Genomic DNA, 13,833 nt, shown 5'->3' with positions numbered 1-13,833 from the left:
GTTAAAAATTTTAATAAATTACTATTCTATTTGGTAATAACACATAAAAATATGTAGTTGGTAAGTAAAAACCAATTTTTTTACATCTTTTAAAGGTTTATTTGTGACAATGTTTTAACATAAAGATATATCTTTGCCAAGTCGTTCAAAAATGATAGATCGGTATCGACTGATTTTCTATAAAGAAGGATTAACTAAATGCATTTAAATAAATGAAGAATATCTCTTACATTATCAACGGTGTGCTTGCAGTAGCTATCATCGTTTTATTTATTTTGTTTTTTACGTCTAATAAGAAAGGCACAGAAGGGGGATCTGCATCCCTTAATTTTGCAGAAGGAGATTCAACAGGTGTTTTGCCCGTGGCTTATGTCAACGTTGACTCATTACTTATCAACTACAACTACGCAAAAGATGCAAACGATGTTTTGATGAAGGAATACAACAGTGCGAATGCGACTTTGAACAATAAGCAAAGACAGTTTGAAAATGAGGTTGCCGATTTTCGCAAGAAACTTGAAAACAATGTATTTCTGAGTCAGGAAAGAGCACAACAGGAGCAAACGCGTATACAAAAAATCGAGTCAGACCTGCATGCTACAGCGCAGCGGTTGCAGGATGACTATATGAGAAAACAGGCAAAGATGAATGCACAGGTTACAGACTCTGTACGCACATGCCTGAAAGAATACAATAAGAAAGCCAACTATCAGATTATTTTCAGCAACACAGGGCTGGATAATGTATTGCTGGCAAAAGATTCTTACGATATAACTAAAGACGTAATAGTATTACTCAACAGCCGTTACAAACCAGAGGCTGCCAAGTAATAATACTAACAATACAGAAATAGGATAACTGCCCGTAAAGGTGTTATCCTATTTTTTTGTACTTTCCCATTTTTATTGTTGAATAATTATTTTACCCGATTATGGATTTATATGGAATAGTAGGTTATCCGCTTGGGCATTCGTTTTCACCGAAGTATTTTACAGAGAAATTTGTAAGGGAAAATATAGATGCCGAATATGTAAAATTCGAAATAGAAGATATTTCATTATTTCCTCAGATTATACAGTCGCATCCAAATTTGAAAGGATTGAATGTTACGATCCCGTATAAGGAGAAAGTTATTCCATATCTGGATGAACTAGATCCGCAAACACAGGAAATAGGGGCGGTAAATGTCATCAAAGTAGATAGGGTAGGAGATAAGGTAAAACTGACAGGGCACAATTCCGATATTATAGGTTTTCGAAACTCGATTTTACCACTTATAAATAAAGATATTCACCAAAAAGCATTGATATTAGGTACAGGAGGGGCTTCTAAGGCTGTAGCCGAAGGATTGCATAATCTCGGACTGGATTTCAAATATGTATCCCGCACACCGAAGCAGGGGCAGTTGTCGTATGCCGACCTTAATAAAGAAATGTTGAACGAATACAAGGTTATTATTAACTCTTCCCCTTTAGGTACTTTTCCCAATGTGGATGAGGCACCGGATATCCCATATAATTATTTGACCCGTAGTCATCTTCTGTATGATTTGGTCTATAATCCTGCTGAAACAAAATTTTTGAGGTTGGGCAAGGAGAATGGTGCTGCCATAAAGAACGGTGCTGAGATGCTTGAATTGCAGGCTTTGGCGGCATGGGATATATGGAATAAGTGAGTTTTAAGAATTTGTCTTGTGAATTTGAAAGAAAAACAATTAATTTTGGCCTAAAATACAATAATGAAAACAATAAATCTATCAGAACAAAATACAATTTTAAATCGTTTTGTCAGCGAACTGCGTGATGTGGAAATTCAGAAAGATAGCATGCGGTTCAGGCGTAATGTGGAGCGTATCGGTGAAATTATGGCTTATGAGATAAGTAAGACGTTAAATTATTTTCCTCTTGAAACTACTACACCTCTGGGTACTTCTGTTACCAATGTGCCGATTGATCCTATAGTAATCGGTACAATTTTGCGAGCAGGGCTTGTTTATCATCATGGTTTCCTGAACTGTTTCGATCAGGCGGAGAATGCATTTGTATCCGCATATCGTAAATACCGGGAAAATCATCAGAGTTTTCACGTTCATATCGAGTATATTGCCTCACCACGAATAGAGGATAAGGTGCTGATCCTAACTGATCCTATGCTTGCTACCGGAGGAAGCATGGATTTGTCTTATCAGGCGCTCCTTACTAAAGGTCAACCTAAGCATATACACATTGCCACTATTATTGCCAGTAAACAGGCAATTGAATACTGCGAACAGAATTTTCCTAAAGAACGGACTACTATCTGGGCAGCGGCAATCGATCCTGAACTGAATGAATTTGCTTATATTATTCCCGGCTTGGGCGATGCAGGTGACCTTGCATATGGTGAAAAAGAATAAGAGTCTGAGGAGAACAGAATAAAAAAAAGTCCGGTTCTGCCGGACTTTTTCTGTTATATAGATAAATACCCTACTTATTTTTCATTGGATATAGCCATGCTGCTTCATATTTAGGGTGTTCTTTTCTGAAAGCAGTGAGGAATGTTTCGGCTTCATTTTTGTCATCGAAGGAGGCCACATATATTCTGTACCTATCCCAGCATTCTATAATCTTTGCCTGTTCGAATTCCTGCTCGCGTATCTTTTTCAAGAGCCTGTTCGCTTGACTTTCTTCTACTTCCCCCCCTACAATAATGTAGTAAGATTTATTAGATTTCTTTTTCTCTTCTACAGCTTTAGGCGCTTCGTTTTCAATTGGCTTTTCAAACAGAGCAGTGTTTGCTGTTATTTTTTCGGCTTCAACGTTATTTTCAGTTTTGGCCGTTTCGGTCAGAGAACTGTTGATAGTAGAAATAAAACTTGCCTGCTGTGTTGTTTTATCCGAATTGCTATCTTCGATGTTGATTGGAATTATAAAGAATGCTATAGCTGCTACCGCAGCGGCAACTCTTCCGGCAGTATATCTGAGCCGTATATTCCTTTTCTCCCTGAGCGTGGTTTGATTAATTTCTGACAGATGTCTGATATTAATTGAGTTTAACCCCCACAAAGCCGGATATATCAAGGATTTGTTAGGAGTGAATATAATATTCAGACTGGAATCGGCGGTAAATGAGCCTAAGTTGCCGCACAAAATGGTTTTGCCAGTTTTCAGATCGGCTTTTATGGCTTTTACAAAACTTTTTATTTGTTTATTGGCAGAGTTATATGAACTGCTTTTAATTTTAGTTATATGCGTCGCAATAATGCCATCGTTGTAGTTTAAATCGGGATTGAAAACAATACTATATCTCGGCGGATTAATTCTGCCATCGGATAAGAAAAGGGCAGGTTCCATATTGAGAATAAAGCCTCCTAAATCCGGAATAATCACACAGTTATGTATGGGCAGTAAATGTTCCAGGTATTTAAATAATATTTTTTCCATTTTACAAAGATAAAAAACCGGATGATATTTTATAATATAAAATTAGGAAAGTTATTAACAACTTTTTATTATAATCATATTCAGATTACTATGTCTTTCTATGAGTGGATTTATATCCGTAATTAATGAAAAGAATCGGATGAAAAATACCTGATTTTAAGATAAAAAGATTAATTTTGCAGCTGAAAATAAAAGGTTATGGATATTAAGCAAACGATTATACAGCAAATACAAAGTTCAATTTCGGTAAAGGAAGCTATATTAGCTGATTCAGTTTTGTTGGATGATATCCGCAAGGCTGCCGCGATTGTTACTGATGCTTACAAAAATGGTTTTAAAACATTGCTTGCCGGGAATGGGGGGAGTGCAGCAGATGCACAGCATATAGCAGGAGAATTTGTAAGCAGATTTTATTTCGACAGGCCGGGGATTCCATCTATTTCCTTATCTACAGATACTTCGATAATTACAGCTATAGGGAATGATTACGGTTTCGACCGATTATTCGAACGTCAGGTGCAAGCCCACGGTGTGCAAGGCGATGTTTTTATCGGGATAACAACATCCGGAAATTCTGAGAATATTATTAAAGCATTAAAGGTGTGCAAAGAAAAAGGTTTAAAATCTATTGTCCTGACCGGAAAAGACGGTGGTAAGACATTAGGTTTGTGTGATCTTTGTATTAGAATTCCTTCAACAGAAACTCCCAGAATACAGGAATCCCATATATTGGTAGGGCATATCATTTGTTGTATTGTAGAACAAGAATTGTTTGGATAGCTGTTGGGGAACTTATTGATATGCAGGATTTTATGATGTGTTTAAATGTTTGTTAAAAATATACTTGTTATCAGACAAAAAATGCCTACATTTGTAGCGCGAAAAAACAGGGTGTGATTTACTTTTTGCTATCTTGCAATTTGCTGATTTATTGACACTTGGTCTGGTTTGTGGTTTCTTGCTTTGAATACAAATAATAGAAATTTTTATTATACATGTGATTAGTTTGAATAAAGTGTAAATATTTATTAATTATATGAAAAAAGTTATTCTTTATTTTTTTACTTTTTTAATTTCAACTCATCTTATTTATGCCCAGATGTCAGATAGTCAGGTTATTGACTATGTGAAAACGGAGGTAGCAAAGGGGACTTCACAGCAAGCAATAGGAACAGAATTGTTGAAAAGAGGCGTAACTGAGAGCCAGGTTGAAAGAATAAAAAATCAAATGACTCAGCCAAATCAACAACCTGTCCAGCCGGTAATGTCAAATATGCCAAGGTTACGTACTGCATCAGATAACGAAACTGTTGCTCTACATACTGCAGAAGATGGGAAGTTAGATGTTTTTGGACGAAATATTTTTAATAAAAAAAATCTGACATTTGCTCCTAATATAAATATTCCTACTCCGGAAGATTATAAACTTGGACCTGGCGATGAGGTCGTAATTGATATATGGGGTGTATCCCAAGCTTCATTGAGACAGACAATTTCTCCGGAAGGAAATATAATAGTGGATAAGCTTGGTCCTGTTTTTCTAAACGGGATGACTATCAAAGAAGCCAATAGTTATATTCAAAAAAAATTCTCGAATTTATATTCTGGCATTGGAGATGAGGGAGCATCCCATATTAAGTTGACTTTAGGGCAGATACGTACTATTCAAATAAATATAATGGGGGAGGTGGTTGCACCGGGTACTTATGCAATATCTTCTTTATCCTCAGTTCTTCATGCCTTATATAATGCAGGAGGCGTGAGTGACATAGGTTCATTAAGATTGATACAAGTATTTAGAAAAAACAAATTAATAGAAACTGTAGATATATATAGATATCTGTTGGATGGTGATTCTTCTGCAGACATACGCTTAGCGGACGGTGATATAATTATCGTTCCTACATATGTTTCGTTAGTAAAGATATATGGAAAAGTAAAACGTCCCATGTATTATGAGATGACTTCACAGGAAACTCTTGCTGATTTAATTAAATATTCAGGAGGATTTACTGCAGATGCTTACAAGGATGAGATTACTTTGAATAGGAAAACAGGAGGATACGATAAACTGTTTTCTTTAGTATCCGGTGATTTCTCTAGTTTTATTTTAGATGATGGCGATTCGGTCATAGTCCGCGCAGGACTCGAGTTGTATGATAACAGAGCAGAAATAAAAGGAGCTGTTTTCAGACCCGGATACTATGAAGTAGGGAAAGATATAAAGAATATAAGGGATCTGATTCAAAAATCAGGGGGATTAAAAGAAAATGCATTTTTGGATAGGGCAATATTAACAAGGGAAAAAGATGATTTGACGCTGGAAAATATATCTGTGAATTTGAGATCTTTGCTTTCTAACAAGCAAAATGATATAGTTCTCAAGAAAAATGATATTTTATTTATTCCTACTATAGATATACTCAATGATTTAGGAGATTTCGGTATTCATGGGAACGTTCTTTCTCCTGGTTCGTATAAATATGCTGATAATACGACTATTGAAGATTTAATCATTAGAGCAGGCGGCTTATTAGGGTCGGCATCCATGTCAAAAGTTGATGTGGCTCGTAGAATTATTGACCCTTTACGGACTGATGTTCCTACAACAATAGCAGAAACATTCACATTTGATATAAAAAACGGATTGATTGCAGACGGTAAATCTAATTTTATACTTCAACCCTATGATCAGGTCTATATAAGAAAGAGTCCCGGATATATTGAGCAGCGTAATATTACAATCATAGGGGAGGTTTTGTTTCCGGGTACTTATGCTTTATTGGAAAAAGAAGAACGATTATCAGATGTCGTTAAAAGAGCAGGCGATCTGACTCGATATGCCTACTCGCAAGGAGCAAGACTGCAGAGAATGCAGACAGATGAGGAGATCGCTCAACAAAGAAAATCATTAAAAACGATTTCTGATAGAGGTATAAGTGATTCTATTTCTTCCGAATTAGTCGATATTGAACGCCATTATTCTATTGGTATAGAATTAGATAAGGCTTTATCTAATCCCAAGTCCGATTTTGATCTGGTACTCAAACCCGGAGATCGTTTAATTATTCCTGAATATGACAATACGATCAAAGTTAATGGAGCAGTCATGTATCCTAATACAATCCTGTTCAAAAGGGGAGAGAAAGTTTCTTACTATATAGATCAGGCGGGAGGTTATAGCGATTTGGCAAAGAAGAAGAATATATATGTAGTATATATGAACGGTACGGTTACAAAAGCAAAACGCTCAAGTAAAAATGTAATCCAACCCGGTTGTGAGATTATTGTCCCGTCTAAAGAACGTAAAGAAAAAATGACTTTAGCCGAAACTATCAGTATAGGCACAAGTGTAACTTCTATGGCTTCTGTTGTCGCTTTATTAATTAATGCTTTATCGAAATAAGGTATGGATGATTTGGTAGGTAATATCCCTAAAAAAAAAGAAATTGATTTCTTGATTCTGGCAAAGAAGATATGGATTCAAAAGAAAAAAGTACTCAAAGTAACGATTATCGGAGGAATCATAGGAGTTATCGTTGCATTCAGTATACCAAAAGAATATACAACGACAATTGTTTTAATGCCTGAGTCGCAATCATCGGGCCTGTTTTCCTCTATGGGTTCATTAGCCGCGATGGCCGGGATAAATTTAAATCCTAATATGGGAGATGCTTTGGCTTCCCCTGATTTATATCCGGATGTTTTTCAATCAACGTCATTTCTTAAAGGCTTATTCAATATAGAGGTAAAGGACAGAAAAGAAGAAGTAGACACGACTCTATATGTATATTTAAAAGATCATCAAAATTATCCTTGGTGGAGTTACATTTTTAGCTTTCCCAGAAAATTACTTGGAAAATTCTCATCGAATGACTCACAGACCTCAGCTAAAACGGCGAAACCGAGTGAGAGAGTCATGTCTAAAGAAGAAATTGATATAATAAATATTCTTAAAGAACGATTGTTTGTTAGTTCTGATAAAAAGAGCGGAGTAACTACAGTGTCTGTGACAATGCAAGATTCTCAAATTTCTGCCTATATTGCAGATAGTTTAGTTTCGTATTTTCAGGCATATATTATAAATTATCGTACTCAGAAATCACGGAAAGATTTGTTATATGCTGAAAAATTATTTAATGAATCTCAAATAAATTATTACAAGGCACAAAAAGATTATGCAACCTTCATTGACGGTAATATAAATGTAGTATCAGCTAAATTCAGAATTACTCAGGAACGGCTTCAAAATGAAGCAAATTTAACATATTCCATTTATAATCAAATGGCACAGCAACTGCAAATGGCTAAAGTAAAAGTACAAGATACTACCCCCGTATTCACTGTAATACAGCCGGCAATACAACCCATTAATCCATCAAGACCTCTCAAAAAGGTAATTGTAGCGGTATTTTTATTCTTATCATTTGTAGGTATTTCAATATGGACTTTAAGAAAAGATGTTTGGGACTATATTTCTAATAATGAGGGAGAAAATAGTTGATTAAGATAAAACGGGGTGGAAAAGAAAATAATTGCCATTTTTATTAATTAAGAATTGAAAGTGAATTAAAAACGTGAACTAAATTTGGATGGTGCTGTTATAGTCCTAATTATAATCATTATAAATAGATCTCATAAAATATTTTATAATTATATTTAATAGTGTTAAGGTTTACTCATTATATTTATCTTTGATTTAATCAAAATTAAATAAATTATTATCAACTCTCATCATTTACTAAGTGATAAGAGATGAATCTAACTAAATCTAACAGACTTGTGCATGATAATAACTTTAGAATCTTATACATACTGCAAAGATTCTAAAAAAGTTCCTAAAAGTAAATTGTTCAATAAAATATGAATAAAAAAATAATTCAATATGGAAAGCGGGCATTTCTCAATTTCTTTAAATTAAAACAACAACAGTCAAAGCCTCAAATATTAAGTTATCTTATCACAAATCTTTGTAACTCTCATTGCATAACCTGCAATATTTGGAAAGAGCGAGAAGGTAAGACAATTGAATTAAATGATTTAAAGGCTACTTTAGATAAAGAATTATTTTCTGAAATCAGACACGTGGGTATTTCAGGCGGAGAACCGTCTATATTTCCTGATCTGAAATATCATATAAAAGAGATATTGAATTCCTTACCCAATATAAAATCTGTATCAATTACATCGAATAGTATCCAGCCGGATTTCTGGATCAACAATCTGGAACCAATTTTTGGTACGTGTAAGGAAAAAAATGTATATTTTCAGATAAATCTTAGTTTGGATGGAGTGGGTGAAGTTCATAATAAAGTAAGGGGTACGAATGGAAATTTTGAATCTTTCGAAAAAGTACTCTCTTTGGTTAGAGAGAAGCAAATACCATATCAAATACATACTACGATAAATAGATATAATGTGTATCATGTAAATGCAATATTAGGTTATGCAAAGTCTAAAAATGCAGATATTATATTCAGACTGGCTAGTGAAATCAGCCGGTTAAGTAATAAAAGGGTTATAGAACGAATATCTTTGGATAAGAAACAAATATCATTTTTTTGTGACTTTATCAATAGCGAATCGTTATTAAATTATACTAGATCTATTGGAAGAAAACTTTATTATAAACATTTAGCCAATCAACTATTAAAAACAGGAAAAAGATCTGCCCCTTGTTATTTTCAAAAAGAAGGGGTCGTATTGTCTTCCGATAAGAATCTATTCTATTGTTCAAGATTCGAAACTCCTTTTTCTGAAATTTATGATATTGATTTATCTAAATCTTTCTTTAATGATCGATTACGGAATAATTGTATTTCAGAAAATTGTTCGTCTTGTTACCATGACCAAACCGGATTTTGGTCATTTTCTGAAGTTTTGGGGCAACTTTTTGGTAAAAAACTATTACCTGTGCGAAAAGCCTATTATGTTTCAAAAAATTTATTTTTAGCCAATAGATTAATTGATAAACAGCGTGATTTCAATGAAGTTACAAATGTAGGTATCGTAGGAATGTATGGGGGAGAACATGTTGGAGATGCAGCTATTCTGGGTGGTGTGATTTGGCGGTTAAAAAACAGATATCCTCACCTTGGGAAAGTTTCCGTATATAGCTTTCGAAAAGATAGAACAGAATGTTGGGCAGATAATTTAACGCAATTATCAGATATCGAGATAAAAGTATATGATAATAATCAATCATTTGTAAAAGAATTGAAGGGAACTCAAATATTAGTATGGGCAGGAGGTCCTATGATGGAGTTGCCTTTAGTTATGACTCAAAATTATTATTTTATACGTAAAGCCTTGTCTTTTGGATGTAAGATAGAGATAGAGGGAATCGGTTATGGACCTTTAAATAGCTTTTTTGGAAAATATATGTCTAAGAAAATATTAAAAGCAGCTTCGGCTGTCACTGCCAGATCTGAAAAAGATAAAAATGCGATATCCCGGGTATTATCAAATGATAAAATTGAAAATTTAGGAGATCCTGCATTCAATTATTTATCACTCTTACCTGATGAACTAAATCTGCAGCAGGAAGAGAAGAGGACAATAGATCGCCTTTTGAATCAAAGGAACGGACGCAAATTAGTCGCTGTCAATCTTCGTCCTTTATGGGGTAGATACGGGAATGATAAGTCATTTGATTTCGACAATTTTTTAAATGAGATAATTTTATCATTATCAGAACTGATAAAGAGAAATTACTTTGTGGTTTTTTTCCCTATGAATTCAGATCAATTTGGCTTTTCAGATTTAGATGTTGCTAATGAAATTGCAAGTAGACTATCCAAGCCGGAATCTTTTCAAATATGGGAAACAGAACCAACGATAGCAGGTCTTATACATTTTCTGCGTCACTCGGATTTAGCTATATGCATGAGATTTCATGCAGCAATATTTGCTTTATCTCAGAAAATAATGACTATTGGCCTCGATTATAGTTTATCCGGAAAAGGAAAGGTTTCAACCTTATTCGACAAAGAAGAATTATGTTTAAATATTAAGGACTTTAAGTCTGAAGAAATACTGAATTTAGTTGGCTATTTAAATGACTAAAGATTTACCTAAAATATTATTTATACTTCATATGCCACCTCCTATTCATGGTGCATCTATTATGGGGCAGTATATTTACGAAAGTAAAATTATTAATAATAGTTTTGAATGTAAATACATAAACTTGGGTACTGCAAAGAATTTGGAGGATATTGGCAAAGCAGGGTTGAAAAAAATATATTCTTTTTTTATTATGTTAATGCAAATAAAAAAGGTAATTCAGTCATTCAATCCTGACGTAGTTTATGTTACACCGAATGCAACCGGAATATCTTTTCTAAAGGATTTTCTGGTTGTGAGGATGATTAAGAGCCAAAGAGTAAAAGTGGTGGCGCATTATCATAATAAAGGAGTTGCTGCATATCAGGATAAATTTATATATAACTTCTGTTACAAACGATTCTTTAAGGATCTTAATATTATATTATTGGCAGACGTCCTTCATGAAGATTTGAAAAAGTACGTAAATAAGAGAGATATAAATGTATGTCCGAATGGGATACCTTTACCTAATAAAATAAATAACGTAGAAAAGAAAGATAATTTGGCAATTCCACATATATTATTTCTTTCTAACTTAATTAAAAGTAAAGGGATTTTTATTTTGTTGGGAGCCTGTAAAATCCTGAAGGATAAAGGATTTTCTTTTGTATGTGAAATAATTGGAGGAGAAACGCAGGAAATTGATAGAAATGTTTTAAATGATAAAATAGCAGAACTAAAATTACAGGATTCAGTCATTTATCATGGTAAAAAGTACGGTGAAGAAAAGAATACATATTTACAAAATGCCTCACTGTTTGTTTTTCCGACTTTTTATTCAAAAGAATGTTTCCCTGTTGTATTATTAGAAGCAATGCAATACGGTATACCATGTATATCTACCGATGAAGCCGGTATTCCGGCCATAATTGAACATGGGAAAACTGGGTTGTTATGTCGTAGACAAAGCGTGGATGATTTGGCCGATGCAATGGAAAAGCTTTTGGATGATCCTGAATTAGCCGCTCGGCTTGGCAGTAACGGCTATCAGAAGTATCTCGATTCTTTTACGATCGGATCATTTGAAAACAAGATAAAAGAAATTTTATCATCTTTAATATAAAAACTATGTTAAGACTAAGAAATATAGATCTTATTAAAAATATGGGTGAACTGGCTTTGTTGCCGGAAGGAAAACTCCTTATAAATACAATTAATGCCCATTCATACAATATTGCACAAAAAGATAAACTGTTTGCCGAATCACTTATCTTTGGCGGAAAACTGATACCAGATGGTATAAGTATCGTAAAAGCAGTCAAATGGCTAAACGGGGAAAAACTGATGCGTATTGCAGGTGCAGATCTATTTGTTTTCGAAATGAGCAGACTAAATGAAAAAGGAGGTACTTGTTTTTTTCTTGGCAGTAGCGAGAATGTATTATCATTAATGAAACAACGAGCATCGAAAGACTATCCCAATATAAATATAATAACATATTCTCCACCATATAAAGCAGAATTTTCGGAAGAAGAAAACAAAGCTATGATTGACGCCGTAAATACAAATAATCCAGACCTTTTGTGGATAGGTATGACTGCTCCAAAACAAGAAAAGTGGGCATATACTCATTATCGTGAGTTAAATATCAATTGTCATATAGGAACTATTGGTGCCGTTTTTGATTTTTATGCAGGTACGGTAAAGCGGGCACCTGCTTGGTGTATAAAGCTTGGATTAGAATGGTTCTATCGTCTATCACAAGAACCCAAACGGCTATGGAAGAGATATATTATTGGTAATCTTTTGTTTTGTGGATATATTTTTATAGAGAAAAATAGAAACTCAAAATCGCAATGTATATCGACTAATAAATGAGTGCAAATGTAGATAATAATAAACGTATAGCTAAAAATACGGTATTCCTTTACATCCGGCAATTAGTTATAATAGTTGTTTCACTCTATACATCCAGAGTAGTGATAAATACTCTGGGTATTGAAGATTTTGGGATATATAACATTGTTGGAGGTATTGTAGTATTATTTTCTTTCTTAAATGGTGCTATGTCAAGTGCCACCCAGCGTTTCCTTAATTTTGAATTGGGGAAAAATAATTTGGACGGAGTAAAAAGGATATTTAGTATAAGTATGACATCTTATATACTGATAGCCTTTATAGTTATTATCTTAGCGGAGACTATTGGATTATGGTTCTTAAATACTCAAATAAATATTCCGGAAGATAGGATTGTTGCCGCAAATTGGGTTTATCAGTTTTCTTTATTAACATTTTGTGCTAATCTCATCAGGGTACCTTACAATGCTACTATTATAGCCTATGAGAGAATGAATTTCTATGCGTATACCAGTATTGTAGAGGCAGTTCTTAAGTTAGGAGTCGTCTTTTTATTAATGAAATCTGAGTTTGACAGGCTAATTTTTTATGCCTTTCTAATTTTCGTTGTAACACTTCTTGTCGCACTATATTATAGAATATATTGTGGGAGAAATTTTGAAACAGCAAGATATAAAGTATTATGGGATAAAAAACTATTTGGACAGATAATGAGCTTCTCTGGGTGGAGCCTGTTTGGAAGTGTTGCTAATATGGGGACGCAACAAGGTATAAGTATTGTATTAAATTTATTTTATGGTGTAACAATAAATGCTGCTGTAGGCGTAGCTAATCAGGTAACAAATGCCATATATAATTTTATATCCAATTTTCAGACAGCATTTAATCCACAGATTGTCAAACTATATGCATCAGACAGTAAGGATGATTTTTTATCATTGATATTTAAGGCTTCGAAGCTTTCTTATTTTTTATTTATATTCATATCCATACCCATACTGATCTGTACAGATTTTATATTGGAGAAATGGCTGGTTATCGTGCCTGAATATGCATCAGAATTTTGCCGGTTAATAATTCTTTTTCTTTTAATAGAAGCCATTGGAGGACCTCTGTGGATGTCTGTTCAGGCTACTGGAAAAATAGCGACATATCAAATAATTATGAGTGTGCTGATTTTTTTAAATTTACCGATTTCATATATTGCCCTAAAAATGGGCTATTCTCCAAGTTCGGTTTGGGTAGTAAGAATAATCATGAATCTTATTATTTATGTTTTCCGTATATTTTATTTAAAAAATAAAATTCAATTATTAACTTTACTATATTTCAAAAAAGTAATATTAAGATCTATAGTTGTAACTTTAATATCTTTACCCATACCTTTTACAATATATTCACATATGGATGCATCGTGGTTTGGATTTTCAGCAACATGCGCTGCTTCATTTCTAATTTCAGGATTGGTTATTTATTATATCGGATTAAATAGAACTGAAAGAAATTT

General features: G+C 33.8%; 11 protein-coding genes. 10 read left to right on the top strand and 1 reads right to left on the bottom strand.

Annotated elements, in window-relative coordinates; translation table 11 throughout:
* The first annotated feature begins 212 nt into the window (after window positions 1–212).
* The 3 genes from K348_RS0109315 to upp all read left to right on the top strand — a co-directional run bounded on the left by K348_RS0109315 (window position 213) and on the right by upp (window position 2,395).
* Entirely contained in the window at window positions 213–830 is a 618-nt protein-coding gene (locus tag K348_RS0109315; RefSeq protein WP_029904701.1) for an OmpH family outer membrane protein, read from the top strand.
* A gap of 101 nt (window positions 831–931) precedes the next feature.
* On the top strand, window positions 932–1,675 hold the full coding sequence (locus K348_RS0109310; protein WP_029904700.1) for a shikimate dehydrogenase: 744 nt from the start codon (window positions 932–934) through the stop codon (window positions 1,673–1,675).
* 63 nt (window positions 1,676–1,738) lie between these two features.
* On the top strand, window positions 1,739–2,395 hold the full coding sequence (gene upp, locus K348_RS0109305) for a uracil phosphoribosyltransferase (protein ID WP_029904699.1): 657 nt from the start codon (window positions 1,739–1,741) through the stop codon (window positions 2,393–2,395).
* A 70-nt stretch (window positions 2,396–2,465) separates the two neighbouring features.
* Here upp and K348_RS0109300 read toward each other — a convergent pair whose 3' ends face one another.
* On the bottom strand, window positions 2,466–3,422 hold the full coding sequence (locus tag K348_RS0109300) for an SPOR domain-containing protein (protein ID WP_029904698.1): 957 nt from the start codon (window positions 3,420–3,422) through the stop codon (window positions 2,466–2,468).
* A gap of 198 nt (window positions 3,423–3,620) precedes the next feature.
* Here K348_RS0109300 and K348_RS0109295 point away from each other — a divergent pair, with 198 nt between their 5' ends.
* The 7 genes from K348_RS0109295 to K348_RS0109265 all read left to right on the top strand — a co-directional run.
* Window positions 3,621–4,202 carry an SIS domain-containing protein gene (locus K348_RS0109295; protein WP_029904697.1) on the top strand — a complete coding sequence of 194 codons (582 nt, stop codon included), beginning with the start codon at window positions 3,621–3,623 and terminating at the stop codon, window positions 4,200–4,202.
* A 256-nt stretch (window positions 4,203–4,458) separates the two neighbouring features.
* Window positions 4,459–6,828 (top strand): SLBB domain-containing protein, encoded by a 2,370-nt coding sequence (locus K348_RS0109290; protein ID WP_029904696.1) that lies wholly within the window; start codon window positions 4,459–4,461, stop codon window positions 6,826–6,828.
* A 3-nt stretch (window positions 6,829–6,831) separates the two neighbouring features.
* Window positions 6,832–7,926 carry a Wzz/FepE/Etk N-terminal domain-containing protein gene (locus tag K348_RS0109285; protein WP_029904695.1) on the top strand — a complete coding sequence of 365 codons (1,095 nt, stop codon included), beginning with the start codon at window positions 6,832–6,834 and terminating at the stop codon, window positions 7,924–7,926.
* Between the two features lie 359 nt (window positions 7,927–8,285).
* Window positions 8,286–10,487: a polysaccharide pyruvyl transferase family protein gene (locus K348_RS0109280; RefSeq protein ID WP_029904694.1), complete on the top strand. Its 2,202-nt coding sequence runs from the start codon at window positions 8,286–8,288 to the stop codon at window positions 10,485–10,487.
* Entirely contained in the window at window positions 10,480–11,592 is a 1,113-nt protein-coding gene (locus tag K348_RS0109275; RefSeq protein WP_029904693.1) for a glycosyltransferase family 4 protein, read from the top strand. Before K348_RS0109280 ends, K348_RS0109275 begins: the two co-directional genes overlap by 8 nt.
* Window positions 11,593–11,597: 5 nt before the next feature.
* Window positions 11,598–12,347, top strand: coding sequence for a WecB/TagA/CpsF family glycosyltransferase (locus tag K348_RS0109270; protein ID WP_029904692.1), 750 nt, complete (start codon window positions 11,598–11,600; stop codon window positions 12,345–12,347).
* A partial coding sequence (locus K348_RS0109265; RefSeq protein ID WP_029904691.1) for a lipopolysaccharide biosynthesis protein occupies window positions 12,344–13,833 on the top strand: 1,490 nt, incomplete at its 3' end. The genes K348_RS0109270 and K348_RS0109265, both read left to right, overlap by 4 nt.

This window comes from Prevotella sp. 10(H) (assembly GCF_000711235.1).
Classification (GTDB): domain Bacteria; phylum Bacteroidota; class Bacteroidia; order Bacteroidales; family Dysgonomonadaceae; genus Dysgonomonas.
This window is presented reverse-complemented; position numbering and strand designations above follow the sequence as displayed.

What these genes read in the sequence shown, in the direction of transcription:
- K348_RS0109315 (WP_029904701.1), top strand. Translation starts at nt 213, where the DNA reads ATGAAGAATATCTCTTACATTATCAACGGTGTGCTTGCAGTAGCTATC.
- K348_RS0109275 (WP_029904693.1), top strand. Translation starts at nt 10,480, where the DNA reads ATGACTAAAGATTTACCTAAAATATTATTTATACTTCATATGCCACCT.
- K348_RS0109295 (WP_029904697.1), top strand. Translation starts at nt 3,621, where the DNA reads ATGGATATTAAGCAAACGATTATACAGCAAATACAAAGTTCAATTTCG.
- K348_RS0109280 (WP_029904694.1), top strand. Translation starts at nt 8,286, where the DNA reads ATGAATAAAAAAATAATTCAATATGGAAAGCGGGCATTTCTCAATTTC.
- K348_RS0109300 (WP_029904698.1), bottom strand. Translation starts at nt 3,422, where the DNA reads ATGGAAAAAATATTATTTAAATACCTGGAACATTTACTGCCCATACAT.
- upp (WP_029904699.1), top strand. Translation starts at nt 1,739, where the DNA reads ATGAAAACAATAAATCTATCAGAACAAAATACAATTTTAAATCGTTTT.
- K348_RS0109270 (WP_029904692.1), top strand. Translation starts at nt 11,598, where the DNA reads ATGTTAAGACTAAGAAATATAGATCTTATTAAAAATATGGGTGAACTG.
- K348_RS0109310 (WP_029904700.1), top strand. Translation starts at nt 932, where the DNA reads ATGGATTTATATGGAATAGTAGGTTATCCGCTTGGGCATTCGTTTTCA.
- K348_RS0109285 (WP_029904695.1), top strand. Translation starts at nt 6,832, where the DNA reads ATGGATGATTTGGTAGGTAATATCCCTAAAAAAAAAGAAATTGATTTC.
- K348_RS0109290 (WP_029904696.1), top strand. Translation starts at nt 4,459, where the DNA reads ATGAAAAAAGTTATTCTTTATTTTTTTACTTTTTTAATTTCAACTCAT.